Source organism: Pseudomonas sp. NFACC37-1, from assembly GCF_900101575.1.
Lineage (GTDB): Bacteria > Pseudomonadota > Gammaproteobacteria > Pseudomonadales > Pseudomonadaceae > Aquipseudomonas > Aquipseudomonas fluorescens_AA.
In genome coordinates this window covers 49,917-75,430 of record NZ_FMUZ01000022.1, presented here as the reverse complement: position 1 = coordinate 75,430, position 25,514 = coordinate 49,917, and the positions used below count along the sequence as shown (strand labels likewise).

At 61.4% G+C, this 25,514-nt stretch carries 22 protein-coding genes and 4 tRNA genes; 21 read left to right on the top strand and 5 right to left on the bottom strand.

The genetic code is table 11. The features are described from left to right. Positions 1-7: 7 nt before the first annotated feature. The 4 genes from ileS (at position 8) to ispH (ending at position 4,926) form a co-directional block, all read left to right on the top strand. Positions 8-2,839: an isoleucine--tRNA ligase gene (gene ileS, locus BLP82_RS20820; RefSeq protein WP_092172463.1), complete on the top strand. Its 2,832-nt coding sequence runs from the start codon at positions 8-10 to the stop codon at positions 2,837-2,839. Next, positions 2,832-3,356, top strand: a complete 525-nt coding sequence (gene lspA / locus BLP82_RS20815) for a signal peptidase II (RefSeq protein ID WP_092172460.1) — start codon at positions 2,832-2,834, stop codon at positions 3,354-3,356. The genes ileS and lspA overlap by 8 nt, the downstream gene beginning before the upstream one ends. Beyond that, entirely contained in the window at positions 3,349-3,786 is a 438-nt protein-coding gene (gene fkpB / locus BLP82_RS20810) for an FKBP-type peptidyl-prolyl cis-trans isomerase (RefSeq protein ID WP_072411902.1), read from the top strand. Before lspA ends, fkpB begins: the two co-directional genes overlap by 8 nt. A gap of 192 nt (positions 3,787-3,978) precedes the next feature. Next, positions 3,979-4,926, top strand: a complete 948-nt coding sequence (gene ispH, locus BLP82_RS20805) for a 4-hydroxy-3-methylbut-2-enyl diphosphate reductase (protein WP_092172457.1) — start codon at positions 3,979-3,981, stop codon at positions 4,924-4,926. Here the strand turns inward: ispH and BLP82_RS20800 are convergent. Beyond that, complete coding sequence (locus tag BLP82_RS20800) at positions 4,880-5,419, bottom strand: GspH/FimT family pseudopilin (RefSeq protein ID WP_092172453.1); 540 nt, start codon at positions 5,417-5,419, stop codon at positions 4,880-4,882. The two genes, ispH and BLP82_RS20800, sit on opposite strands and share 47 nt — an antisense overlap. 157 nt (positions 5,420-5,576) lie before the next feature. Between BLP82_RS20800 and BLP82_RS20795 the strand changes: the two genes are divergently transcribed. The 9 genes from BLP82_RS20795 to BLP82_RS20755 all read left to right on the top strand — a co-directional run bounded on the left by BLP82_RS20795 (position 5,577) and on the right by BLP82_RS20755 (position 13,975). Further along, positions 5,577-6,050, top strand: coding sequence for a GspH/FimT family pseudopilin (locus BLP82_RS20795; RefSeq protein ID WP_092172450.1), 474 nt, complete (start codon positions 5,577-5,579; stop codon positions 6,048-6,050). Beyond that, complete coding sequence (pilV, locus tag BLP82_RS20790) at positions 6,047-6,508, top strand: type IV pilus modification protein PilV (protein WP_092172446.1); 462 nt, start codon at positions 6,047-6,049, stop codon at positions 6,506-6,508. Before BLP82_RS20795 ends, pilV begins: the two co-directional genes overlap by 4 nt. Further along, on the top strand, positions 6,505-7,218 hold the full coding sequence (locus BLP82_RS20785) for a PilW family protein (protein WP_092172443.1): 714 nt from the start codon (positions 6,505-6,507) through the stop codon (positions 7,216-7,218). Before pilV ends, BLP82_RS20785 begins: the two co-directional genes overlap by 4 nt. A gap of 5 nt (positions 7,219-7,223) precedes the next feature. Further along, entirely contained in the window at positions 7,224-7,703 is a 480-nt protein-coding gene (locus BLP82_RS20780; RefSeq protein ID WP_371856646.1) for a pilus assembly PilX family protein, read from the top strand. Beyond that, a complete protein-coding gene (locus tag BLP82_RS20775; protein WP_092172440.1) occupies positions 7,690-10,800 on the top strand; it encodes a pilus assembly protein in 3,111 nt (1,036 codons plus the stop codon). Before BLP82_RS20780 ends, BLP82_RS20775 begins: the two co-directional genes overlap by 14 nt. Positions 10,801-10,809: 9 nt before the next feature. Beyond that, positions 10,810-11,211 carry a type IV pilin protein gene (locus BLP82_RS20770; protein WP_092172437.1) on the top strand — a complete coding sequence of 134 codons (402 nt, stop codon included), beginning with the start codon at positions 10,810-10,812 and terminating at the stop codon, positions 11,209-11,211. A 57-nt stretch (positions 11,212-11,268) separates the two neighbouring features. Further along, positions 11,269-12,369: a glycine oxidase ThiO gene (gene thiO / locus BLP82_RS20765; protein WP_092172434.1), complete on the top strand. Its 1,101-nt coding sequence runs from the start codon at positions 11,269-11,271 to the stop codon at positions 12,367-12,369. Between the two features lie 223 nt (positions 12,370-12,592). Beyond that, complete coding sequence (locus BLP82_RS31215; protein WP_170842349.1) at positions 12,593-12,757, top strand: hypothetical protein; 165 nt, start codon at positions 12,593-12,595, stop codon at positions 12,755-12,757. 855 nt (positions 12,758-13,612) lie between these two features. Beyond that, complete coding sequence (locus BLP82_RS20755) at positions 13,613-13,975, top strand: DUF6124 family protein (RefSeq protein ID WP_092172431.1); 363 nt, start codon at positions 13,613-13,615, stop codon at positions 13,973-13,975. Positions 13,976-14,204: 229 nt separating this feature from the next. Here BLP82_RS20755 and BLP82_RS20750 read toward each other — a convergent pair whose 3' ends face one another. From BLP82_RS20750 to BLP82_RS20735, 4 genes are all read right to left on the bottom strand, one after another. Continuing rightward, positions 14,205-15,551 carry a sigma-54-dependent transcriptional regulator gene (locus tag BLP82_RS20750; protein WP_092172428.1) on the bottom strand — a complete coding sequence of 449 codons (1,347 nt, stop codon included), beginning with the start codon at positions 15,549-15,551 and terminating at the stop codon, positions 14,205-14,207. Beyond that, the gene (locus tag BLP82_RS20745) at positions 15,548-17,137 is read right to left on the bottom strand and encodes a two-component system sensor histidine kinase NtrB (protein ID WP_092172425.1); all 1,590 of its coding nucleotides are present in this window, start codon (positions 17,135-17,137) and stop codon (positions 15,548-15,550) included. The genes BLP82_RS20750 and BLP82_RS20745 overlap by 4 nt, the downstream gene beginning before the upstream one ends. Beyond that, positions 17,127-17,360, bottom strand: a complete 234-nt coding sequence (locus BLP82_RS20740) for a PP0621 family protein (RefSeq protein WP_092172422.1) — start codon at positions 17,358-17,360, stop codon at positions 17,127-17,129. Before BLP82_RS20740 ends, BLP82_RS20745 begins: the two co-directional genes overlap by 11 nt. 125 nt (positions 17,361-17,485) lie before the next feature. Continuing rightward, entirely contained in the window at positions 17,486-18,502 is a 1,017-nt protein-coding gene (locus tag BLP82_RS20735; protein WP_092172419.1) for an outer membrane protein assembly factor BamD, read from the bottom strand. A gap of 150 nt (positions 18,503-18,652) precedes the next feature. On the opposite strand from BLP82_RS20735, the gene rluD reads away from it, so the two are divergent. From rluD to BLP82_RS20695, 8 genes are all read left to right on the top strand, one after another. Continuing rightward, positions 18,653-19,615 (top strand): 23S rRNA pseudouridine(1911/1915/1917) synthase RluD, encoded by a 963-nt coding sequence (rluD, locus tag BLP82_RS20730; RefSeq protein ID WP_060740571.1) that lies wholly within the window; start codon positions 18,653-18,655, stop codon positions 19,613-19,615. After that, a complete protein-coding gene (gene pgeF, locus BLP82_RS20725; protein WP_092172416.1) occupies positions 19,612-20,337 on the top strand; it encodes a peptidoglycan editing factor PgeF in 726 nt (241 codons plus the stop codon). Before rluD ends, pgeF begins: the two co-directional genes overlap by 4 nt. A gap of 129 nt (positions 20,338-20,466) precedes the next feature. Then, positions 20,467-23,031, top strand: a complete 2,565-nt coding sequence (clpB, locus tag BLP82_RS20720; RefSeq protein WP_092172413.1) for an ATP-dependent chaperone ClpB — start codon at positions 20,467-20,469, stop codon at positions 23,029-23,031. 299 nt (positions 23,032-23,330) lie between these two features. Beyond that, positions 23,331-23,406: transfer RNA gene (locus BLP82_RS20715), tRNA-Asn, on the top strand. A gap of 7 nt (positions 23,407-23,413) precedes the next feature. After that, a tRNA-Pro gene (locus tag BLP82_RS20710) sits at positions 23,414-23,490 on the top strand. A 5-nt stretch (positions 23,491-23,495) separates the two neighbouring features. Next, positions 23,496-23,571 (top strand) — tRNA-Lys (locus tag BLP82_RS20705). Between the two features lie 93 nt (positions 23,572-23,664). After that, positions 23,665-23,741 (top strand) — tRNA-Pro (locus BLP82_RS20700). A 145-nt stretch (positions 23,742-23,886) separates the two neighbouring features. Further along, positions 23,887-25,512 carry a methyl-accepting chemotaxis protein gene (locus tag BLP82_RS20695; RefSeq protein ID WP_092172410.1) on the top strand — a complete coding sequence of 542 codons (1,626 nt, stop codon included), beginning with the start codon at positions 23,887-23,889 and terminating at the stop codon, positions 25,510-25,512. Positions 25,513-25,514 lie beyond the last annotated feature (2 nt).

The window sequence follows — 25,514 nt, the reverse complement described above, 5'->3', positions numbered from 1 at the left end:
GCCTTAAATGACCGACTATAAAGCCACGCTAAACCTTCCGGACACCGCCTTCCCAATGAAGGCCGGCCTGCCTCAGCGCGAACCACAGATTCTGCAGCGTTGGGACAGCATTGGCCTGTACGGAAAGTTGCGCGAAATTGGCAAGGATCGTCCGAAGTTCGTCCTGCACGACGGCCCTCCGTACGCCAACGGCACCATCCACATCGGTCACGCGCTGAACAAAATTCTCAAGGACATGATCATCCGCTCCAAGACCCTGTCGGGTTTTGATGCGCCGTATGTCCCGGGCTGGGACTGCCATGGCCTGCCGATCGAGCACAAGGTCGAAGTGACCCATGGCAAGAACCTGGGCGCGGACAAGACCCGCGAGCTGTGCCGTGCCTACGCCACCGAGCAGATCGAAGGGCAGAAGTCCGAATTCATTCGCCTCGGCGTGCTGGGCGACTTTGCCAACCCGTACAAGACCATGGACTTCAAGAACGAAGCCGGCGAAATCCGTGCCCTGGCGAAAATCGTCGAGGGTGGTTTCGTGTTCAAGGGCCTCAAGCCAGTGAACTGGTGCTTCGATTGCGGTTCGGCCTTGGCCGAGGCGGAAGTCGAGTACGAGAACAAGAAGTCCTCGACCATCGACGTCGCGTTCCCGATCGCCGATGAAGACAAGCTCGCCGCCGCGTTCGGCCTGGGCAAGCTGGCCAAGCCAGCGTCGATCGTGATCTGGACCACCACCCCGTGGACCATCCCGGCCAACCAGGCGCTGAACGTCCACCCGGAATTCACCTACGCCCTGGTCGACGTTGGCGACAAACTGCTGGTGCTGGCCGAAGAACTGGTCGAAGCCTGCCTGGCCCGCTACAACCTCGAAGGTTCGGTGGTTGCCACCGCCCCGGGTTCGGCGCTGGAACTGATCAATTTCCGTCATCCGTTCTATGACCGCCTGTCGCCGGTGTACCTGGCCGACTACGTGGAACTGGGCGCAGGCACTGGCGTGGTTCACTCCGCGCCGGCCTATGGCGTCGACGACTTCGTGACCTGCAAGAAGTACGGCATGGTCAACGACGACATCCTCAACCCGGTGCAGAGCAATGGCGTGTACGCGCCGTCGCTGGAGTTCTTTGGCGGCCAGTTCATCTGGAAAGCCAACCCGGTCATCGTCGACAAGCTGACCGAAGTCGGCGCGCTGCTGCACACCACCGTCATCGAACACAGCTACATGCACTGCTGGCGCCACAAGACCCCGCTGATCTACCGCGCCACCGCGCAGTGGTTCATCGGCATGGACAAGCAGCCCACCAGCGGCGACACCCTGCGCCAGCGTTCGCTCAAGGCCATCGAAGAGACCCGGTTCGTACCGGCCTGGGGCCAGGCGCGCCTGCACTCGATGATCGCCAATCGTCCGGACTGGTGCATCTCCCGCCAGCGCAACTGGGGTGTACCGATCCCGTTCTTCCTGAACAAGGAAAGCGGCGAGTTGCACCCGCGCACCGTCGAACTGATGGAAGTCGTGGCCAAGCGCGTCGAAGCCGAAGGCATCGAAGCCTGGTTCAAGCTCGATGCCGCTGAGCTGTTGGGCGACGAAGCACCGCTGTACGACAAGATCAGCGACACGCTGGACGTCTGGTTCGATTCCGGCACCACCCACTGGCACGTGCTGCGTGGTTCGCACCCAATGGGCCATGAGAGCGGCCCGCGCGCCGACCTGTACCTGGAAGGCTCCGACCAGCACCGTGGCTGGTTCCACTCGTCGTTGCTGACCGGTTGCGCCATCGACAACCACGCGCCGTACCGCGAGCTGCTGACCCACGGCTTCACCGTCGACGAGTCCGGCCGCAAGATGTCCAAGTCCCTGGGCAACGTGATCGCGCCGCAAAAGGTCAACGACACCCTGGGTGCCGACATCATGCGCCTGTGGGTGGCCTCCACCGACTATTCCGGCGAGATGGCCGTTTCCGAGCAGATCCTGCAGCGCAGTGCGGACGCCTACCGGCGGATCCGTAACACCGCGCGCTTCCTGCTCTCGAACCTGACCGGCTTCAACCCGGCCACCGACCTGCTGCCGGCCGAAGAAATGCTCGCGCTGGACCGTTGGGCCGTGGACCGTACCCTGTTGCTGCAACGCGAATTGCAGGAGCACTACGGCGAATACCGCTTCTGGAACGTCTACTCCAAGATCCACAATTTCTGCGTGCAGGAGCTCGGTGGTTTCTACCTCGACATCATCAAGGACCGCCAGTACACCACCGGCGCCAACAGCAAGGCGCGCCGTTCGTGCCAGACCGCGCTGTTCCACATCAGCGAGGCCTTGGTGCGCTGGATCGCGCCGATCCTGGCGTTCACCGCCGATGAGCTGTGGCAATACCTGCCGGGCGAGCGCAACGAGTCGGTGATGCTCAACACCTGGTACGAAGGCCTGACCGAACTGCCGCAAGGCTTCGAGCTGGACCGTGCGTACTGGGATCGGGTCATGGCGGTCAAGGCCGCGGTCAACAAGGAAATGGAGATCCAGCGGGCGGCCAAGGCCGTCGGCGGCAACCTGCAGGCCGAAGTCACCCTCTACGCCGAAGAGGCCCTGGGTGCCGACCTGGCCAAGTTGGGCAACGAGCTGCGCTTCGTGCTGATCACCTCCACCGCCAGTGTTGCACCTTTCGTGCAGGCCCCGGCCGATGCGGTAACCACTGAAGTCAGCGGCCTGAAGCTGAAGATCGTCAAGTCGAACCACACCAAGTGCGCCCGCTGCTGGCACTGCCGCGAAGACGTCGGCGTGAACCCGGAGCATCCGGAAATCTGTGGTCGTTGCGTCGACAACATCAGCGGTGCTGGCGAGGTTCGCCACTATGCCTAATGTGGCGCCTAACGCAGCGGGCCGTTTCGGGCGGCTGGGCTGGCTCTGGTTGAGCGTGCTGGTACTGGTCATCGACCAGGCCAGCAAGTTCTACTTTGAAAGCTCGTTGACCCTGTACCAGCAGATCGTGATCATCCCGGATTACTTCAGCTGGACCCTGGCCTACAACACCGGGGCGGCGTTCAGTTTCCTGGCCGACAGTTCCGGCTGGCAGCGCTGGCTGTTCGCCCTGATTGCCGTAGTGGTCAGTGCCGTGCTGGTGGTCTGGCTCAAGCGCCTGGGGCGCAATGAGACCTGGCTGGCTGTGGCACTGGCCTTGGTGCTGGGGGGGGCGTTGGGCAATCTCTATGACCGCATCGCCCTGGGCCACGTCATCGATTTCATTCTGGTGCATTGGCAGAACCGCTGGTATTTCCCGGCGTTCAACTTTGCCGACAGTGCCATCAGTGTGGGCGCCGTGATGCTCGCCCTGGACATGTTCAAGAGCAAGAAAACCGGAGAAGCCGTCCATGACTGAGCAGCGTATCGCTCAAAACACCGAAGTGAAGCTTCACTTCGCCCTGCACCTGGAAAACGGCGACACCGTCGACAGCACCTTCGACAAGGCCCCGGCGGTGTTCAAGGTCGGTGATGGCAACCTGCTGCCAGGCTTCGAAGCGGCGATCCTCGGTTTCAAGGCCGGCGACAAGCGCACCGTGGTCGTGCCACCGGAAAATGCCTTTGGTCAGCCCAACCCGCAAAACGTGCAGACCATGCCACGCTCCCAGTTCCAGGACATGGAGCTGTCCGAGGGCCTGCTGGTGATCTTCAACGACGCGGCCAATACCGAGCTGCCGGGTGTGGTGAAGGCGTTCGATGACGCCCAGGTGACCGTGGACTTCAATCATCCGCTGGCGGGCAAGACCTTGAACTTCGAAGTGGAAATCCTTGAGGTCAAGGCGTTGTAACTGAGTGAATGCGGTTTAGTGTGGGAGCGGGCTTGCTCGCGAAAGCGTCGGCACATCCAATATCTGTGCTGACTGACACTCCGCTTTCGCGAGCAAGCCCGCTCCCACATGGGATCTCCATTGTTTTCGGTTTTTTTTGCTTGATCGACAAGCACTGATTCAATTTCTTGCGCGCAAGACACGAGGCACAGCATGCAAATCAAACTCGCCAACCCCCGTGGCTTTTGCGCCGGTGTGGACCGGGCGATCGAAATCGTCAACCGCGCCCTGGAAGTCTTCGGGCCGCCGATCTACGTGCGCCACGAAGTGGTCCACAACAAATTCGTCGTCGAGGACCTGCGCAGCCGCGGGGCCATTTTCGTCGAGGAACTGGACCAGGTACCGGACGACGTCATAGTGATCTTCAGTGCCCACGGGGTTTCCCAGGCCGTGCGCAGTGAAGCCGCCGGGCGGGGCCTGAAGGTGTTCGACGCGACGTGCCCATTGGTGACCAAGGTGCACATCGAAGTGGCGCGCTACAGCCGTGACGGTCGCGAGTGCGTCCTGATCGGCCATGAAGGCCACCCGGAAGTCGAAGGCACCATGGGCCAATACGATGCCAGCAACGGCGGTGCCATCTACCTGGTCGAAGACGAGGATGACGTTGCGGCCTTGCAAGTACGCAACCCCGATAGCCTGGCTTTCGTGACCCAGACGACCCTGTCCATGGACGACACCAGCCGTGTGATCGACGCCCTGCGCGCGCGTTTTCCGGCCATCGGTGGTCCGCGCAAGGATGACATCTGCTACGCCACCCAGAACCGTCAGGATGCGGTCAAGCAACTGGCCAACGAATGCGATGTGGTGCTGGTGGTCGGCAGCCCGAACAGTTCCAACTCCAACCGCTTGCGCGAGCTGGCCGAGCGCATGTCCACGCCCGCTTACCTGATCGACGGGGCCGAGGACATGCAACGCAGCTGGTTCGAGGGCGTCGAGCGTATCGGCATCACTGCCGGTGCTTCCGCGCCGGAAGTCCTGGTGCGTGGCGTGATCCAGCAATTGCAGGCTTGGGGCGCCACTGGTGCCGATGAGCTGGCCGGTCGCGAGGAGAACATCACGTTCTCGATGCCGAAGGAGCTGCGCGTGCGCTCCTTGCTGTAAGTCCTTTTTCGCACAGCGCCTGTTTGGCTTCGACGCTTTCCAGGCGCACGCGGCCGGAAGGCGCCAGTATCACTTGATGATGACTGACCGGCCCGCGTTTGGCGCAGACATGCAGTGTGCCCGCCTGGAATGCGCCACTGGGGTGCAGGGCTTCCCCTTGGCTGCCGAACCTCACCCGGCGTTTCATCGGCTGGTTGCCGACCACCCGGGCGCTGGCGCTGCGCTCCATCAGCACGGTCTTCTCCTTATCGTCCAGGGTGATGCGCCAGCCCCGGCCCCAATCGTTGTCTATCCCCCTGAGCACGACCGTCCGGTTGCGCGTGATGGCCTCGCTGCGTGCGCTGCGTAACCCGCTGATCAGCAACTGCGCGGTGTCCTTGCGCTCGATGGATGCGATCAGTTCTTTGTAGCCCGCGTTGGCCCACGGCAGAACAATTGCGGCAATTGCCAGTCCCATGAGCAGTTCGATCAGGCTGAAGCCCTGTTGGTGCATGACATCTCCTCCCTGGAGAATGTGAAGCGGATTCAAGATTAATGGCCCATTGTGGCGAGGGGATAAATCCCCTCACCACAGGGCAGTATCGAGCATACGGCAGTGGTTTGTTCTAGCGTGTAGAGGCAGGTATAGCCGACGGCAACGGAGGGCACCGATGGATCTTCGTACAAAAGGTTTCACGCTGATCGAGGTGCTGGTGGCCCTTGGCGTGCTGCTGATCCTGATTACCATGGCGGTGCCGTCATTCACTGGCTCGCTGCAAAGCACCAAGGCCGACACCGAGGTTGACGATTTGCGCCGGGCTCTGAACTTTGCCCGGCTGGAGGCGATCGACCGTGGTATCACCACGCGCATCCGGCCGACGGCCGAGGGCAGCGTCTGGAGCGGCGAACTGACGGTGTATGACAGTACTGGCACGCCGGCCAATGTATTGCGGGTTGTTCCAGCGATGAGCAGTGGTGCGACTCTGACGCTAACCTCAGCGGTGAACAACATCGATTTCAACAACCTCGGCGGGTTATCGGCACCGGCCACGCCGGTGAGTTTCAATTATGTGCGAGGGACGCAGAGCAGGACGCTGAATGTTTGTCTCAATGGACGAATCGTATTGGGTGGAAGTTGCGGATGAAGGTTTGCGGTAAAAGGACACAGAGGGGCATGACGCTGATCGAGGTGCTGGTGGCGGTGCTGATTCTCGGCGTCGGCTTGCTGGGGGCCGCGATGATCCAGCTCAATGCGCTCAAGTACACCGACAGTTCGCGCATGACCAGTCAGGCCAGTTTCATTGCCTACGACCTGCTGGACCGCATACGCGCCAACTCCGGCGCCGACTACACCGTCACACCGCCCAGCTCGCCGAACCTCAACGTGGCCCGGGACCAGGACCTCTATGATTTCAAGACCAACATCATCGCGTTCGGCGGCGCCACGGCCACCGGCACCATTGCCCTGAACCAGCGGGTCTACACCATCACCATTTCCTGGGACGACGCACGGGCCGCCAACACCACCGACGCGGCCGAGGCGCGGCGCAGCTTCGTACTGACCAGCCGCGTCGCCGTCGATCCGCCGGGGACGCCGCCATGAACAGGCGTTGCCGGGGATTCGGCCTGATCGAATTGATGATTGCCCTGGTGCTCAGCCTGATCGTCATCCTGGGTGTCGTGCAGATTTTCATCGCCGCCAAGAACACCTACATCAGCCAAAGTGCGGCAGCGGTGATGCAGGAGGACGCCCGGTTCGTCCTGAGCAAAATGGTCCAGGAAATTCGCATGGTGGGTATGTTCGGTTGCCTGGGGACCATTACCGATGCTTCCACGGCCAATGACTTCAATGCCAGCCAGATCACCCCGATCCGCTGGGATAACGCCAACCGCAGACTGACCCTGGTGACCGCCGACATAGGGAGTGGCGGTAGCGCTCCGACCTGGACCGTTGTCTCCGATTGCCGCACCTCGGCGACGGCCTATACCAACGCGCGACTACCGGCGACGGGGCAGTTGGCCTTCCCGATCCGCCGGCTGGTCTACAGCTTCAACAACAACCAATTGCTGCTGGGCAGCGGCGCCGGCAACCCGACCTTGTCGGTGCTGGTGGACAACGTGCGGGCGTTCGACGTGACGTTTGGCGTGGCCGGCAGCGCGACGGACATCGCGGCGTCGAGCTACACCAGCAATCCGCCTGACCCGGCACTGATCCGCAGCGTGCGCCTGACCCTGACGCTTTTTGATCCAAGGAACGCAGTGCGCGAGCAGACCTTCAACGTGGTTGCCGCCTTGCGCAACCGGTTGCTATGAAGGAGATGACTTCGATGGGGCAGGTGCACCGCCAGCGGGGCATGGCATTGCTGGTCAGCCTGGTCTTCCTGTTGCTGCTGACGCTGATCGGTCTGTCATCGATGCAGAGCGCCACCCTCCAGGAAAAGATGACCAGCAGCGTCATGCAGCGCAATCAGTCGTTCCAGGTGGCCGAGGCGGCGCTGAGGGTGGGTGAGAGCGCGGTGCAGGTCGAAACCTATTCATTGCCGGTGTGTACCACCACGACCCAGTGCGCGCCGCCGGCCGAGTCGGCAACGCTGACGGGAGCCGGGCGCAATTCGTCATCGGGGGTGCTCTGGGTTGCCGCCGCCGGTGGGTTTTATGGCGTGCAGAACATTGGCACGACGCTCACGGCGGTCAACGTGCCGGTCAATACGTCGGCGACGTTGTATCGGATCACAGCGGTGGCGGTGGTGGGGAATAACCAGCGCAGCGTGGTGGAGAGCATCTATGCGAAGTACTGAGGTGCGGGGTAGTTGGAAGCATGGGCTGTGGGGGGCGTTGCTCAGCCTTTACCTGGCGGTGCCGGCCTATGCGTTCACGCCTTCGGATTCGCCGTTGCTGAGTGCGGCCGCCGTCACGCCGAACGTGATGCTGCTGATCGATGATTCGGGGAGCATGAACAATATTATCTGGGCGGCGGGGTTTGATCCGGCGGCGACGCAAACACGCACATTTGCATGCAGTTCCAGCAGCAATTGCAATGACAGGTATGAGCTGGACCAGGACGACTCGAATATCCTGTTGTTGAGCCTGTTGCGTGGCGGCTGCTCGTCTGGTTGGTACGGCTTCTATCGATCCAGCATCGGGCGGATCTGTCTGCGGTTGCCGGACCCGGTAGGGAACGGGGATACCCGTTACACCGCTAAATACCTGGCATACCTGGTGACCTTGGCCAACGGTTCGAGCCGAGACTTCACCACCGGCACCATTCCCAATGACTACCGCATCAACGTGGCACGGGATGTCTCCAACGACCTGGTCGCCAATAACCGCGCCCTGCGTATTGGCCTCGCCACGTTCAATCCACCTAATTTCAGCAACTCCGGCCCCGGGGGCTACATCGCTCGCGCCATCAGCGACTTGTCGCCCGTCAGCGGCAGCGTGACCCAGACCCAGGCCAACAGCAACTACAGCGCGCTGATCAACGCCATCAACGGCCTGGGTGCGGTCGCCAATACCCCGTTGGCCGAGAGCTACTACGAGGTCACCCGTTATTTCAGGGGGATGGCGCCTTACTACAATGGAACGCCCGCCACCTACACCAGCCCGATCCAGTACCGTTGCCAGAAAAACTTCGGCGTGGTGATCACCGACGGCTTGCCTACCTATGACCGGACATTTCCCACCAACGACCCGCAGGCTACTGCCGCGGGTGGTCCCCGGTTGCCGAATTGGGACAGCATCAATAACGATGGCGACGATCTCAATGGTGATGGCGAGGGCGACACGCTGTACCTGGATGACATCGCCAAGTTCGCCTTCGACATCGACATGCGTTCCACCGGCACCGACGCCACGGGCAAGAGTTGGAACGCCACGGATTTTCCCCGGCAGTATCTCAATACCTACACCGTGGGTTTTGCCGTCACCAACCAGATGTTGTCCGATGCTGCCCGCTACGGGGCGGGCAAGTATTATCCGGCGAGCGATAGCGAAGGCTTGAACTCGGCCCTGTCGTCAGCCTTGAGCGACATCACTTCCAAGGCTGGCTCCGGGGGCGGCGGCACCACCAACGCCGCCACCTTGTCGAGCACCTCCAGCTACTACCAGACCACGTATGACCCCAAGGACTGGCGCGGCACCATCCGGGCGTTTGGCTTTACCTCGGCGGGCACGGTCAACACGGCAGCGGTGCAATGGACCACCGATACCGCCATCGTGCCCGGCGCGACGGCACCGATCTATCAGTCCTGGAACACCGCGACCAACGTGCCGGTGGCCCTGGCCTACGGCAACTTTTCGCCGGCCCAGCAAACCAGCCTCAGCCAGAACCTGCCCACGGGAATCACCGGCAATGACCTGGTGGAGTGGAGCAAGGGCGTCAACAAGACCGGCCTGAAGGTGCGCAGCGCGTTGCTGGGGGACATCATCAACTCGCCGCTGGTGCTGGCATCGCCCAACGACCAGACCGCTGCGGACCTGCTCAACGACACCAGCTATAGCACCTACCTGGCGACCAAGGCGACGAACATGAGCACCAGCCTGGTGGTGAACGGCAACGATGGTTTTTTCAGTGTCATCAACAGTGCCAACGGCACCCGGCGTTACGCCTACATGCCTTCGAACGTGCTGCCCTCGTTGCAGGACATCGCCGACACCAACTACATCAACGGCGTGAGCCACAAGTTCCTGGTGGATGGACAGGTTGGTGTATTCGACGTGCAATCGGGGAGCGCCTGGAAGACCGTGGCCCTGGGCGGTACGGGGGCCGGCGGCAAGACGTTCTTTGCGGTGCAGCTGTTCGATGCGGCGGCGGGCAATGCGTTTCGGGCGCTGTGGGAAATCAGCGCGCCAACCGTTGCCAACACCGCCAACGCCTTCAATGACTTGGGCTATGCCTACGCACGCCCCGAAGTCGCGCGCCTGGCGGACGGTCGCTGGGCGGCGTTCATCGCCAACGGCTATGGCAGCAACAGCGGCGTGGCGGCGTTGTACGTCGTGGATATCCGCGACGGTTCGCTGATCCGCAAAATCGTCATCAACGGCAGTGAGACCGATAACGGCCTGTCGTCGGTCAAGTTGCGGGTCAACTCCCAGAATGTGGTGCAGGCGGCGTACGGTGGCGACTTGAAGGGGCGGATGTGGAAATTCGACCTCAGCGGCACCTCGCCCACCGCGTGGGGCCTGGCGTTTGCCGGCCAGCCGCTGTTCACCGCCCCCGGCGGCGCGACCCAGCCGATCACCGTGCAGCCTCTGCTGGCAGACAATCCCCAAGGCGGCACCCAGGTTTTTTTCGGTACCGGTAAGTTCAACGAAGCGGCAGACAAGCTCAACAAGGATCTGCAAGCGTTCTATTCGATCTGGGACGCCACTGGCGGCGGGGGGCAAATCACCGTCTCGAGCCTGCAGGCCCAGTCGATCACAGGAGTGTTTTCAGGCAGCACCGGGCAGTTCGTGACCACCAGCCAGACCGACGTGACGTACCCTGCGAAGAAGGGCTGGTACCTGCCTCTGGTGTACAACAATGTGCTGACCGGGGAGCGGGTTATCAACCCGGCCAACCTGGTGCTCGGGCGCGTGATCTTTACCACGGCCGCCGTAGACACCTCCGACCCTTGCGCCAGCTTCGGTACCGGCAAACTGATCGAATTGGATGCATTCAACGGTAAGATGCTCAACTATGCGGTACTCGATACCAACAACGATGGTTCGCTCACCAGCCTCGATACGATTTCCGCCGGCGTGGTGTTTACGGGCGGTATTCCGACCCTGAGCGCCGTCGTCAGCGCCAATGGGGCCACCAATATGATCGTGAACGATTCCAGTGGCGGTATCACTGACCTGCTGGGCAAAACCGTCGGCGGCAGCCGCCGCATCATGTGGCGGCAAATACAATGAGGGCAAGGCATGCGCAGATCCAACCGGGGTTTCACCTTGATCGAAATCATGATCGTGATCGCGATCATCGGTATTGTGATCACCGTCGGCTATCCGAGCCTGACCGAATACATGAAGAAGGGCCGACGCACTGAAATTGCCGGGCTCTTATCCGAGCAGGCGCAGATTCTCGAGCGCTACTACTCGAAGAACAACGTCTACACCAATGCAACCGGGCTGAGCAGTGGCAACGATTTCTACACCATTACCCAGACGCTGGCGGACCAGAGTTTCACCCTGACCGCCGTACGCAAGAGCGGTTCGTCCATGGCCACGGACAAGTGCGGTGATTTCACCCTCAACAATACCGGCGTACGCAGCATGCTCAACGCCACTGCGGGGCTGACCACCAAGGATTGTTGGGGGCGCTGAGTTTCTTTCATCCGGGCGCGCTTTTGCGCCCTTTGTTTTAGTGAGTCGAATCAGAACATGACCAGGCAACAGCAAGTGGTGATCGTCGGTGGCGGAGTCATCGGCCTGCTGACGGCGTTCAATCTGGCGTCCGAAGGGCAACGTGTGGTGCTGCTGGACCGTTCCAATGTCGGCCAGGAATCGTCCTGGGCCGGCGGCGGCATCGTTTCACCGTTGTACCCTTGGCGCTACAGCCCGGCGGTCACGGCGCTGGCCCATTGGTCGCAGGATTTTTATCCACAGCTGGGTGAGCGTTTGTTCGCGGCCACCGGGATCGATCCACAAGTGCACGTGACCGGGCTGTATTGGCTGGACCTGGACGACCAGGACGAAGCGCTGGCCTGGGCCGAGCGGGAAGGGCGTCCGCTGCGGGCTGTGGATATCTCGACGGTCTACGATGCAGTGCCGGTACTGGGCGCGGGTTTTTCCCGGGCGATCTACATGGCTGGCGTGGCCAACGTGCGTAACCCTCGGCTGGTGAAATCCCTCAAGGCGGCGTTGCAGGCATTGCCCAATGTCACGCTTCATGAACATTGCGAGGTCAGCGGGTTCATCCGCGATGGCGGGCGTGTCGTGGGGGTGGACAGTTCGGCGGGACCGATGCGTGGCGATCAGGTGGTGCTGGCGGCGGGAGCCTGGAGTGGTGAACTGCTCAAGACGCTGGGACTGAAGTTGCCGGTCGAGCCGGTCAAGGGCCAGATGATTCTGTACAAATGCGCGTCGGACTTTTTGTCGAGTATGGTGTTGGCCAAGGGGCGTTATGCGATCCCGCGTCGTGATGGGCACATTCTGGTTGGCAGTACGCTGGAGCGCGAAGGTTTCGACAAGACCCCGACCGAGGTTGCGCTGGAGAGCCTGAAGGCTTCGGCGCAGCAACTGATTCCAGCGCTGTCGGGCGCCGAGGTGGTGGGGCATTGGGCCGGGTTGCGGCCTGGCTCGCCTGAAGGTATTCCCTATATCGGCGAGGTGCCGGGGGTTGCCGGGTTGTGGTTGAACTGTGGGCATTATCGTAATGGACTGGTGTTGGCGCCGGCGTCGTGTCAGTTGTTTACGGATCTGATGTTGGGGCGTGAGCCGGTGATCGATTCTGTGCCGTATGCGCCGGCTGGGCGCTTGTAAGGTCCGGCTTTGATACTGCGCCTGTGCTCAGATCCAATTGTGGGAGCGAGCTTGCTCGCGATGGCGGCCTGATAGCCGGTCGGGATTTTGTTGACCGGGTACATATCCATTGCTGCGGTAACGGCCGCTTAAGGTTCCGCCCTGACGGCGGGTCACTTTCGAAAAGCGCGAAAGTAACCAAAGCGCTTCTGCCCCACCACTCGGTGCCTCGCCTAGGCTCGGCATGCCCGAACGCAGGCATTGCTCCGTGGGCCGCCGCGAAGGGCCATCCATGGCCCAGCGCGGCTATCCCGGCATCCATGCCGGGATGCCCACTGCGCAACACCTTCGTTCGGCCAGCGTGGTTAACGGGGCGCCCCAGATCAAGATCAAAAGCGAGGCGGCCTGACAGCCGGCCTGGCTCTCCCGCTCGTACACCTGTCAGATCTGTGGGAGCAAAGCTTGCTCGCGAGGCGGCCTTATAGCCGACCTGGCTCTTCCGGTCCTAGTGCGATCCCATTGTGGGAGCGAGCTTGTTCGCGAAGACGGCGGTACATCCAACGCTGATGCAAGCTGATCCACCGCCATCGCGAGCAAGCTTTGCTCCCAGAGGGATTTGCAGTGGCCGAAAATCTGTAGATCGTTCCCGATCCAGTGTGGGAGCGAGCTTGCTCGCGAAGGCGATGGCACAGTCGATGAATATGTTGAATGCTCCGGCCTCTTCGCGAGCAAGCCCGCTCCCACAGGAGAAACGCGATCACCCAGAGCCAGGTCGGCTATCAGGCCGCCTCGCGGTGGACGTTGATCTCGGAGCCCCGTTAACCACGATGGCCGAACGCAGGTATTGAGTAGTGGGCATCCCGGCATGGATGCCGGGATAGCCGCGCTGGGCCATGGATGGCCCTTCGCGGCGGGCCCACGGAGCAATGCCGGAGTGAGGGCACACCGAGCCAAAGCGAGGTGCCAAGTGGTGGGGCAGAAGCGTTTTGCTTACTTTTGCGCTTCTCAAAAGTGAGCCGCCGTAAGGGCGGAACCGCCAGCGGCCGCAACCGCAGAAACGGATATACACACCACCCTCACAGTCAACCAGGCTTTTGTGGGAATGGTCGGACAAAAATTTGATTCAAAAAGAATTTTCCGACGAGTTCTGGCGGTTGCCGGGTGGGAAGAACTCTGGCTAACCTTTCCCGGTCGCTGCCAATTCAGCGTCCGGGCGTCGCGGCCCGAAAAACTTGGTAATCCATTCCCTCTTTGGAGTACCGCAATGAGTGACAAACCCCTACCACCTTCAGAAACCAATAACGCTTCTCCTGACTCCAGCCTTAACCCAAAAGGGCTTGATGAAGCCGCCAAGCGCGCCCTCGACTATTACCTTGGCCCAAAGCCCGAAGCCAAAAAGAAACCCACCTCAAACCAGCTATTCACTGTCGTGGACGGCATCGACACCGAATGCCTCCTCACCAACCTCAGCGAAACCCTGGCCTCAGCCAACGCAACGATCAGCGACCTGGCCTTCGAACTTGAAGGCTCACGACGGCATGTTGCCTTGGGAGTGCAACAACTGATCGAGCTGAGCGAGTTGTTGGCCAATCGCGTGCTGGATAAGCAGGTGCCGGTGGAGGGCTAGAAGGACCAACAGAGCTATCAGGTTGAACATTATTTTGTGGCGAGGGGATTTATCCCCGTTGGGCTGCGAAGCGGCCCTGAAAACCATCTCCTCGGTATGTCAGGCTGATTGAGGTCGGTCTCCTGGGGGGCTGCTTCGCAGCCCAATGGGGATAAATCCCCTCACCACAGGTAAATCCACACAGTTCGGTGTAGGCCTTGCCATTGGCTGAGCTGCGCCGGACGCCGGCTCAATCCAACCCGAGTTTCTTCAACCGATACCGCATCGACCGAAACGACAATTTCAACCGCTGCGCCGCGGCCGTGCGGTTCCAGCGGGTTTCCTCCAGGGCTTGGAGGATGAGTTTACGTTCGACGTCTTCGAGGTAGTCTTCCAAGTTGTCGACCTGCATCAAGTCGGGGTTGCCCGCCTCAGAGCTGGCATTACCCTCAGCCAGTCGCAGGTCGTCGGCTTCGATCAGCTGTTGTTCGCACAGGGTGTAGGCCCGTTCGAGCATGTTCTCCAGTTCCCGCACATTGCCCGGGAAACGGTAGTTTTGCAGGGCTTCCAAGGCTTGTGGATGTAGCTTGGCCGCCGGGCTGCCGGTGCTGCTGGCCAGCCGCTGAAGCATGTGATTGGCCAGCGGTTCGATGTCTTCGCGGCGTTCGCGCAAGGGCGGGACGCGCAATTCGATGACATTCAGCCGGTAATACAGGTCCTGGCGAAAGCGCCCGGCGGCCACTTCGCCGTCCAGGTCCTTGTGGGTGGCGCAGAGGATTCGCACATCCACCACTTCTTCCTGCTGGCCGCCCACGGCGCGCACGGCCTTTTCCTGGATGGCTCGCAACAGCTTGACCTGCATCGCCAGGGGCAGGTCGGCCACTTCATCAAGGAACAAGGTCCCGCCATGGGCAGCCTGGAACAGTCCTGGCTTGTCTTCGATGGCGCCGCTGAAGCTGCCCTTGCGGTGGCCAAAAAACTCGCTTTCCATCAGTTCCGTGGGAATTGCCCCACAGTTGACCGGCACAAAGCTCTGGCTGGCGCGGGGGCCTTGTTCGTGGATCAGCCGGGCGACCAGTTCCTTGCCGGAGCCTGATTCCCCACTGATGTACACCGGTGCCTGGCTGCGGGCGAGCTTTTCGATCTGTTTGCGCACGTTGCGCATTGGCGGCGAGTCGCCCAGCAGGCAGCGATCGATGGTGCTGGTCGGTGTGGCGACCGGCGGCAGGCGCAGGGCACTGGTGACCAGTTCCCGCAGCCGCCCCAGGTCGACCGGTTTGGTCAGGAAATCGAAGGCGCCGGCCTTGAGGGCGTCGATGGCGGTTTCCAGGCTGCCATAGGCGGTGATCATCGCCACGGGCAGCTGTGGATAACGTTGCTGGATGTGCTGCACCAGCTCCAGGCCGGTGCCGTCGGGCAGACGCATGTCGGTCAGGCACAGGTCGAAGGCATCCCCCGTCAGCAGGGCTTGGGCCTCGGTAAGGTTTTTGGCGCTGCGGGTGTCGAGTTTCATCCGGCCCAGGGTGATGTCCAGGAGTTCGCGGATGTCCGGTTCGTCATCGACGATCAGGATTCGTTGCCGTGAGCGATTATTCAAAGCTGTTTCCGTCCGTGAGCAAAGGTGATGCGAAAGCAACCGCCGCCTTGGCGTGGTTTGAAGTCTAGGCGGGCTTGATTGCTTTCGCACAGCTCACGGGACAGATAGAGCCCAAGGCCGGTGCCCTGGCTACTGGTGGTAAAGAAGGGTTCGAACAAATGCGCCTGCTGCTCGGGCGTTACACCGGGGCCGTTGTCGATGATGTCCAGTGTCGACAGCTGGCTGAGGGGGTCGATGAACAGTTTCAACCAGGCCTCGGCCTGTTCATGGACCATTGCGCTATGGCGCCAGGCGTTGCGCAGCAGGTTGTCGAGTACCTGGGTGAGCTGGTCGGGGTCCATCAGCGTGGTGTAGTCCCCCGGGTCGATGCTCAGGTGCAATCGCTGGTGTTCGGCCATGCTTTCGCGGGCCTGTCGGACGAATTGGTCGAGCCAAGTGCGTAGGTCGAGGCGCTGGGGTGTGGTTTGTTGGCGGCGAGACAGCAGCAGAACGTTTTCAATGACGCGATTCATTCGTTGGGAGTGATCTTGAATAATCTGCGTCAGACGCCGATCCGCGTCGTTCAGTTCCTCGGATTCGCGCAGCAATTGCGCCGCGTGACTGATGGCGCCCAAGGGGTTGCGGATTTCATGGGCGATACCGGCGGTGAGGCGCCCGAGGGACGCGAGTTTCAACTGCTGGGCCTGCTGGGCAACCTGGGCCAGGTCTTCAAGGAACACCAGGACCTGCTGCTGATCGTGATGCCCCAGGGCGATGAAGCTCGGTTGCAGGGTCAGGCCCGTGCCGGTAACGGTCAGGCTGGACGGGCGCAGGCTGGGGTTGTTGCGCCACAATTGCAGGCGTTCGACCAGTGCCGTGGCGTAATCGTCGAGCGGCTGGCCGACCAGATCGTGCATGCCCAGCAGGGTCAGCGCGCTTTCGTTGGCCAATTGCACCCGACGCTCACGGTCAAGCACCAGGATGCCGGTGCGCATGCGTTGCAGGATCAGGGCGTTGAGTGCTTCCAGCCCGATCACTTCGCTGGCCCGTTGCTCGGCCAGGGTTTCGCTGGCTTCCAAGCGTCGGGTCAGGCCTTGCACCAGCAGCGCGGCGGCAAAGCACAGTGCCCCGAGAGTACCGGCTTGCAAGTAACTGCTGGGACGGTTCGAGTCGCCCAAGCCAAGAAAGAAGCTCGAACCGACGATGCCGAGGGTGGCAACGGCGGCGATCAACAGGCCGATCCGGCCTCGCAGCAGCGTGTTGCCGATGGCCACCGAGACAATGAGCAGGTTGCCGATGGCACTGGGCACGCCGCCAGCGGCGAAAAACAGCCACGAAAGCAACAGCACGTCGGTGAGGGCCAGGCCGAACAGCCGGGCAGGGCGACGCGTGTTCTCGAGGAACACCACCAGCAGGATGTTCAGCACCAGGTACAACCAGCTGCCGCTGCGCAGCAGGTCGTCGTTGGCGAACTCCAGCAGGCGGTTGTCCATGTTGCTGGAGATCAGCAGCACCAGGGTGATGCCGATGCTCAGGCGGTACAGGTGATAGAGACGCAGCAGGCGCTGCGTCTGTTTGACGCGTGGGCTTGAGGCCTCAGCGCTCACGATTGCCCGGGCCTTGCTCGAGGTGAGCCTGGCTGCAATACCATTGTTGTTCGAGGGCCAGCGCCCGGTCGCGGGGCAGGTGTACGCCGCATTGGGCGCAGCGCACCATGGGCGGTGCGTCCTGTTCCCGGGGAGCGTTCGGCGCGGAGGAGGCGCCCTTGAACTTGCGCCAGAACCATACAGCGGCGGCAATCAGGGCTATCCAGAACAGTAAACGAAGCATGATGGGCGGCTTTTCGGCTAATGATCCGGCAGTTTAGCCAAGGACTGGAACGGCGCACAGCGCAATAAAAGCCAGGCACAAAAAAGGGAGACCGCTGGGTCTCCCTTTTTACCGATGCCTTGGCCTCAGTCGAACATGCCGAAGGTCATGTAGCTGAACCAGGAACGGTCGCTGGACTCCTTCTCAGGCTCTTCTTCTTCGATCACGTCGCCATTTTCATCCTTGGGCTTGAGTTCGTTCGGAATGGCTTCCTTGGCATCCTGGAACTGACGCTGTACGTCCTGGTTGGCGCGGGTTTCGCCCGGCGGCAGCGGTGGACGGGACTCGATCAGGCCCAGGGTCGCCTTGCTCAGCCACGAACGGTTGTCCGCTTCGTCGACCCGTGGGGTGAACTGGCCATCGACCAGCGACGGGTGATCCGGGTAGTTCAGCTTGAGGGTTTCCAGGCTGGTGGCCGCCAAGTCGTCCAGGTGCAGGCGCTGGTAGGCTTCGGTCATCACCGCCAGGCCGTCACCCACCGAAGGGGTTTCCTGGAAGTTTTCCACCACGTAGCGGCCACGGTTGGCGGCGGCGACGTAGGCCTGACGGGTCAGGTAGTAGTCGGCCACGTGGATTTCGTAGGAGGCCAGCAGGTTGCGCAGGTAGATCATGCGCTGCTTGGCGTCCGGCGAGTAGCGGCTGTTGGGGAAGCGGCTGGTCAGCTGGGCGAACTCGTTGTAGGAGTCGCGCGCGGCACCCGGGTCACGCTTGGTCATGTCCAGCGGCAGGAAGCGCGCCAGCAGGCCGACGTCCTGGTCGAAGGAGGTCAGGCCCTTGAGGTAATAGGCGTAATCGACGTTCGGGTGCTGCGGGTGCAGACGAATGAAACGCTCGGCGGCGGATTTGGCGGCTTCCGGCTCGGCGTTCTTGTAGTTGGCGTAGATCAGCTCCAATTGGGCCTGATCGGCGTAGCGCCCGAACGGATACCGCGACTCCAGCGCCTTCAGCTTGGCGGTGGCGCTGGTATAGCTGTTGTTATCCAGGTCGTTCTGCGCCTGTTGGTACAGTTCGACTTCGCTCAGGTTTTCGTCTACGACTTCCTTCGACGAGCAAGCAGCAGTCAATGCGAGGATGGCGATCAGCAGCAGGTGTTTCACTTGCATGGCGGCTTGCGTCCCTATGACGGCCGCTGTCTTGGGCGGGGCCGTCCTGTTATGATGAGCGCCCCGTTGAAAGCCTCGGGGCAAAAGACGCCGTATTTAACCACAAGCGCGCAGCCGAAACCAAAGGCTGTGCCGACGCCCAGTCCGAGCATGTCCGATAAAATAGAACTTCGCGCAGAGGTGCCGTCCGAATTGGGCGGCCAACGCCTCGATCAAGTCGCCGCACAACTCTTTGCCGAGCACTCTCGCTCGCGCCTTTCCGCCTGGATCAAGGACGGCCGCCTGACTGTGGATGGGGCGGTGATTCGTCCGCGCGACATCGTCCATGGCGGCGCCATCCTCGAACTGACTGCCGAGCAGGAGGCCCAGGGAGAATGGGTCGCCCAGGACATCGCCCTGGACATCGTCTATGAAGACGATGACATCCTGGTGATCAACAAGCCTGCGGGCCTGGTGGTGCACCCGGCGGCCGGTCATGCCGACGGCACGCTGCTCAACGCCTTGCTGCACCACGTACCGGACATCGTCAATGTGCCCCGTGCCGGCATCGTCCATCGCCTGGACAAGGACACCACCGGCCTGATGGTGGTGGCCAAAACCATCCAGGCGCAGACACAGCTGGTCACACAGCTGCAAAGCCGCAGTGTCAGCCGCATCTATGAATGCATCGTGATCGGGGTCGTCACCGCCGGTGGCAAGATCAACGCCCCGATCGGTCGTCACGGCCAGCAGCGCCAGCGCATGGCGGTGATGGAAGGTGGCAAGCAGGCGGTCAGCCACTATCGTGTGCTGGAGCGTTTCCGTTCCCACACGCACGTGCGGGTCAAGCTGGAAACCGGCCGTACCCACCAGATCCGTGTGCACATGGCCCACATCAACTTCCCCTTGGTGGGCGACCCGGCTTATGGCGGACGTTTCCGCATTCCGCCAGCCGCCAGCCAGACCATGGTCGAATCGCTGAAGAATTTCCCGCGTCAGGCGCTGCACGCGCGTTTCCTGGAACTTGATCATCCGACGACCGGCAAGCGCATGAGCTGGGAGTCACCGTTGCCGGATGATTTCGTCTGGCTGCTGACGTTGCTCAAGCAGGACCGCGAGGCGTTCGTCGGATGACTGACTGGCTGACACCCGACTGGCCCGCGCCGGCCCGGGTCAAGGCCTGCGTCACCACCCGCGAGGGCGGCGTCAGCCTGGCGCCGTTCGACAGCCTCAACCTGGGCGACCATGTGGGCGACGACCCTAGGGCCGTCGCTGAAAACCGCCGTCGTCTCACCGATCAATTCGTCATTACCCCGGCCTGGCTTCAGCAGGTCCACGGCATTGCCGTGGTCGAGGCTGACCCGACCCAGGTGGCGACCGCCGATGCCAGTTGGACCGCCACGCCGGGTATCGCTTGCACGGCGATGACCGCCGATTGCCTGCCGGTGTTGTTCTGCAACCGTGCCGGCACCCGCGTCGCGGCGGCCCATGCCGGTTGGCGTGGGCTGGCGAACGGTGTGCTGGAAGCCACCCTCGACAGCCTTGCCGTGCCCGCGAATGAAGTCCTGGCCTGGCTCGGCCCGGCCATCGGGCCGCAAGCGTTCGAAGTCGGGCCGGAAGTGCGTGAAGCCTTCATCGCGCAACTGCCTGAAGCGGTAAAAACCTTTGCCGCGAGCTCCAATGCTGGCAAATTCCTTGCCGACATCTATCAGTTGGCCCGCTTGCGGCTGGCGGCGCGCGGTGTCACCGCGGTGTACGGTGGTGGCCTCTGCACCGTGAACGACCCTCGTTTCTTTTCCTACCGGCGCAACCCGCGCACCGGTCGCTTTGCCTCGCTGATCTGGATCGAACGCTAGACTTTCCTGATCTGCATCAAGGCTGCGCTGCTTGAAACTTCCAGAATCGACCACATCTATAAGGGTATCTGGCAGGTTTCTTCATTCAGGATGTGTTTAGGTCCGGCCTGCTCAAAAGGAAGGTGACCCATGCGTATTGATCGTTTAACCAGCAAACTACAATTGGCCCTGTCCGATGCCCAGTCCCTGGCCGTCGGCCTGGACCATCCCGGCATCGAACCGGCGCATTTGATGCAGGCCATGCTCGAACAGCAGGGCGGCTCCATCAAGCCCCTGTTGATGCAGGTCGGCTTTGACGTCAACAGCCTGCGCAAAGAACTGGCCAAAGAGCTCGATCAGTTACCCAAGATCCAGAATCCGACCGGTGACGTGAACATGTCCCAGGATCTGGCGCGACTGCTCAACCAGGCCGACCGCCTGGCCCAGCAGAAGGGTGACCAGTTCATTTCCAGCGAATTGGTGCTGCTCGCCGCCATGGACGAGAACAGCAAGCTCGGCAAGTTGCTGCTCGGCCAGGGCGTGAGCAAGAAGGCCCTGGAAAATGCCATCAACAACCTGCGTGGCGGCGAAGCGGTCAACGACGCCAACCACGAGGAATCCCGGCAGGCGCTGGACAAATACACCGTCGACCTGACCAAGCGCGCCGAGGAAGGCAAGCTCGACCCGGTGATCGGTCGCGACGATGAAATCCGTCGCACGATCCAGGTGCTGCAACGCCGCACCAAGAACAACCCGGTGCTGATCGGTGAGCCTGGCGTGGGTAAAACCGCCATCGCCGAGGGCCTGGCCCAGCGCATCATCAACGGCGAAGTGCCGGACGGCCTCAAGGGCAAGCGCCTGTTGTCCCTGGACATGGGGGCCTTGATCGCCGGTGCCAAGTACCGTGGCGAGTTCGAAGAACGGCTCAAGGCTTTGCTCAATGAACTGTCCAAGCAGGAAGGGCAGATCATCCTGTTCATCGACGAACTGCACACCATGGTCGGTGCGGGCAAGGGCGAGGGTTCGATGGACGCCGGCAACATGCTCAAGCCTGCGTTGGCCCGGGGCGAGTTGCACTGCGTCGGCGCGACCACGCTCAACGAGTACCGCCAATACATAGAGAAGGATGCGGCGCTGGAGCGGCGCTTCCAGAAAGTGCTGGTGGAGGAACCGAGCGAGGAGGACACCATCGCCATCCTGCGCGGCCTTAAAGAACGCTACGAAGTTCACCACAAGGTGGCGATCACCGACGGCGCGATCATTGCCGCGGCCAAGCTCAGCCACCGCTACATCACCGACCGTCAATTGCCGGACAAGGCCATCGACCTGATCGACGAGGCGGCCAGCCGCATCCGCATGGAAATCGACTCCAAGCCCGAAGTGCTGGATCGGTTGGAGCGGCGCCTGATCCAGCTCAAGGTCGAATCCCAGGCACTGAAGAAAGAAAGCGACGAAGCGGCGAAGAAACGTCTGGAAAGGTTGCAGGAAGAAATCGTTCGTCATGAGCGTGAGTATTCCGACCTCGAGGAAATCTGGAACTCGGAGAAAGCCGAGGTCCAGGGCTCGGCGCAGATCCAGCAAAAGATCGAACAGTCCCGCCAGGAACTGGAAGCGGCTCGCCGCAAAGGCGACCTCAACCGCATGGCCGAGCTGCAGTACGGGGTGATCCCGGACCTGGAGCGCAGCCTGCAGATGGTCGACCAGCACGGCAAGAGCGAAAACCAGTTGCTGCGCAGCAAGGTCACCGAGGAAGAAATCGCCGAAGTGGTGTCCAAGTGGACCGGCATCCCGGTCTCGAAAATGCTCGAAGGCGAGCGCGACAAGCTGCTGAAGATGGAAAGCCTGTTGCACCAGCGCGTGATTGGCCAGGAAGAAGCGGTAGTGGCGGTCTCCAACGCTGTGCGCCGGTCCCGCGCCGGGTTGTCGGATCCTAATCGTCCAAGTGGCTCGTTCATGTTCCTCGGCCCGACCGGCGTCGGTAAAACCGAGCTGTGCAAGGCGCTGGCCGAGTTCCTCTTCGACACGGAAGAGGCCATGGTGCGCATCGACATGTCCGAGTTCATGGAGAAGCATTCCGTGGCACGGCTGATCGGTGCGCCACCGGGTTATGTCGGCTACGAAGAGGGCGGTTACCTGACCGAGGCTGTGCGTCGCAAGCCGTACTCGGTGATCCTGCTCGATGAGGTCGAGAAGGCGCACCCGGATGTGTTCAATATCCTGCTGCAGGTGCTGGAGGATGGTCGCCTGACCGACAGCCACGGACGTACGGTGGACTTCCGCAACACGGTGATCGTGATGACCTCCAACCTGGGCTCGACACAGATCCAGGAGTTGGTGGGCGACCGTGAGGCGCAGCGCGCGGCGGTGATGGACGCGATCTCGATCCACTTCCGCCCGGAATTCATCAACCGGGTCGACGAAGTGGTGATCTTCGAGCCGTTGGCTCGGGATCAGATTGCCGGCATTACCGAGATCCAATTGGGTCGTCTGCGCAGCCGTCTCACCGAGCGCGAGCTCAAGCTGCAATTGAGCGACGAGGCCTTGGACAAGCTGATCGCGGTGGGTTACGACCCGGTCTACGGTGCGCGGCCGCTCAAACGAGCGATCCAGCGCTGGATCGAAAACCCGCTGGCGCAGCTGATTCTGTCCGGTCGCTTCATGCCGGGCGAAACCGTGACCGGTACGGTGGAGAACGACGAAATAGTCTTCAGTTGAAGGCCGGCTTTGCCGACGATGGAAATGGCCTTGCCTTGCAAGGCCATTTTTTTCATCAGGCCGTTGAACTCAAAGGAAAAGGCTTGTAAAGTGCGCCCCGCAGTACGTCACCCCAAGGACGACTTCCCACTGGGAAGGAATCCAAAATAAGTTGCAAATCATTGTCTTGAAAGCAATTTAAGGGGTTGACAGAGGTTTTTAAGATTGTAGAATAGCGCGCCTCAGACACACGAACGCAGCGATGCGTAAGGGTAGAAGAGGTTGAAGCTAGCTTCAACGTTGTAGCTTGAAATATCAGTTCCGTGATAGCTCAGTCGGTAGAGCAAATGACTGTTAATCATTGGGTCCCAGGTTCGAGTCCTGGTCACGGAGCCATTTCAATCGGGGTATAGCGCAGTCCGGTAGCGCGCCTGCTTTGGGAGCAGGATGTCAGGAGTTCGAATCCCCTTACCCCGACCATATTTGGGTCGTTAGCTCAGTTGGTAGAGCAGTTGGCTTTTAACCAATTGGTCGTAGGTTCGAATCCCACACGACCCACCATTTTTGAAACCAGTTCGCTGGAATCGAATCTTAAGATCAGAGGCCAAAAGCGCTGATCGAGAAGGCGACTTGCGAAGGTCGCCTTTTTTTTACCGGGGTATAGCGCAGTCCGGTAGCGCGCCTGCTTTGGGAGCAGGATGTCAGGAGTTCGAATCCCCTTACCCCGACCATATTGAAAATCCTCGTATCGAAAGATACGGGGATTTTTTTTGCCTGCAATAAAGTGGACTGACTTAAGTCATCGTACGACCTGCCGATAACCCAGCGACAGGGGCGTGGCCCCACCTCAGGCCAACAATAAAAAAGGCAGCCTTTATGGTTCTTCGTCAGTTGAATATCGCCCCGCGTGCCGCGTTGGGTTTTGCCTTGATCGCCGTGCTGGTGGCGTTGCTCGGGGTATTCGCGCTGGGGCAGATGTCGAGCATCCGTGACAGTGAAGTCGCCGTGGAAACCCAATGGCTGCCCAGCATCCGTGGAGGTGATGAAATTCGTGAGTGGATGCTGCGTATTCGCACGATTTCCCTGCGCATGGCCCTGGACCAGGACCCGAAGAATATTCCGGTGTACCGCGGACAAATGGACACCCGTGACAAAGAACTGGGCGAAAAAATCGCTGCCTACGAAAAACTCGTCGTCACGCCTGAAGGCAAGGCCCTCTATGACCAGTTCAAGCAGACCTTCGCCGCTTACCGCACGGGCATCGCCCAATCCTTCACCCTGGCGGAGCAGGGGCGCCGGGACGAGCTGATCAAGCTGTTGCTGGTGGACATGAAGACCGTGGTGGATGGTTCCGGTAAGCAGCTCAACGATCTGGCGGAGTTGTTCTCCAAGCAGGTGTCCATCGAAAGCCAGAAATCCCAGGAGCACTACGCCAATTCCCGGATGATCGTCAGTCTGTTCGTGGTGCTCGCGGCCCTGGCCACGGTCGTTCTGGCGATGCTGCTCACCCGCAGCATCGTCAAACCCTTGGGCGAGGCGCTGAATGCCGCTGAGAACGTGGCCCGAGGCGACCTGACCCGACCCATCGAGACCCATGGCAACGACGAAGTGAGCCGTTTGCTCAAGGCGCTGGCGACCATGCAGCAGAACCTGCGGGAAACCCTGCAGGGCATCAGCGGCTCGGCTGCACAGCTGGCCACCGCCGCTGATGAGCTGAACGCCGTCACGCTCGACAGTACCCACAGCCTGCAACAACAGAATAACGAAATTGAACAAGCTGCCACGGCGGTCACTGAAATGACCACGGCCGTGGAAGAGGTCGCGCGCAATGCGGTTTCCACCTCCGATGCCACGCGTCAGTCCAGTGAATCGGCGTCCCTGGGGCAGCAGCGGGTCAGCGACACAGTCGATGCCATCGGTGCCCTTGCCAGCGATGTGCAGGTGACGGGGGGGCTGGTGCAATCGTTGGCCAACCAATCGCAGGATATCGGCAAGGTGCTGGACGTGATCCGCGCCATCGCCGAGCAGACCAACCTGCTGGCCCTCAACGCCGCCATTGAAGCGGCCCGGGCGGGTGAGAGCGGGCGTGGGTTTGCGGTGGTGGCGGACGAAGTCCGGGCGCTGGCTTATCGCACGCAGCAATCGACCCAGGAGATCGAGCAAATGGTCCAGGGCATGCGCAGCGGTGCCACCCAGGCACTCAATTCCATGCAGGCCAGTTCCAGTCGCGCCGCCAGCACCTTCGCCATGGCGGAGCGGGCAGGGGACGCGCTGCAGACCATCACGACCTCGGTCAGTGAAATCCACGAACGCAACCTGGTCATCGCCAGCGCCGCCGAAGAACAGGCGCAAGTGGCCCGCGAAGTGGATCGCAACCTGGTGAACATTCGTGATTTGTCGGTGCGCTCGGCCTCCGGCGCGGGCCAGACCAGTGCCTCCAGCCATGAGTTGTCGCAACTGGCGAATTCGCTGCGCACGATGGTGCAACGGTTTCAGGTTTGATT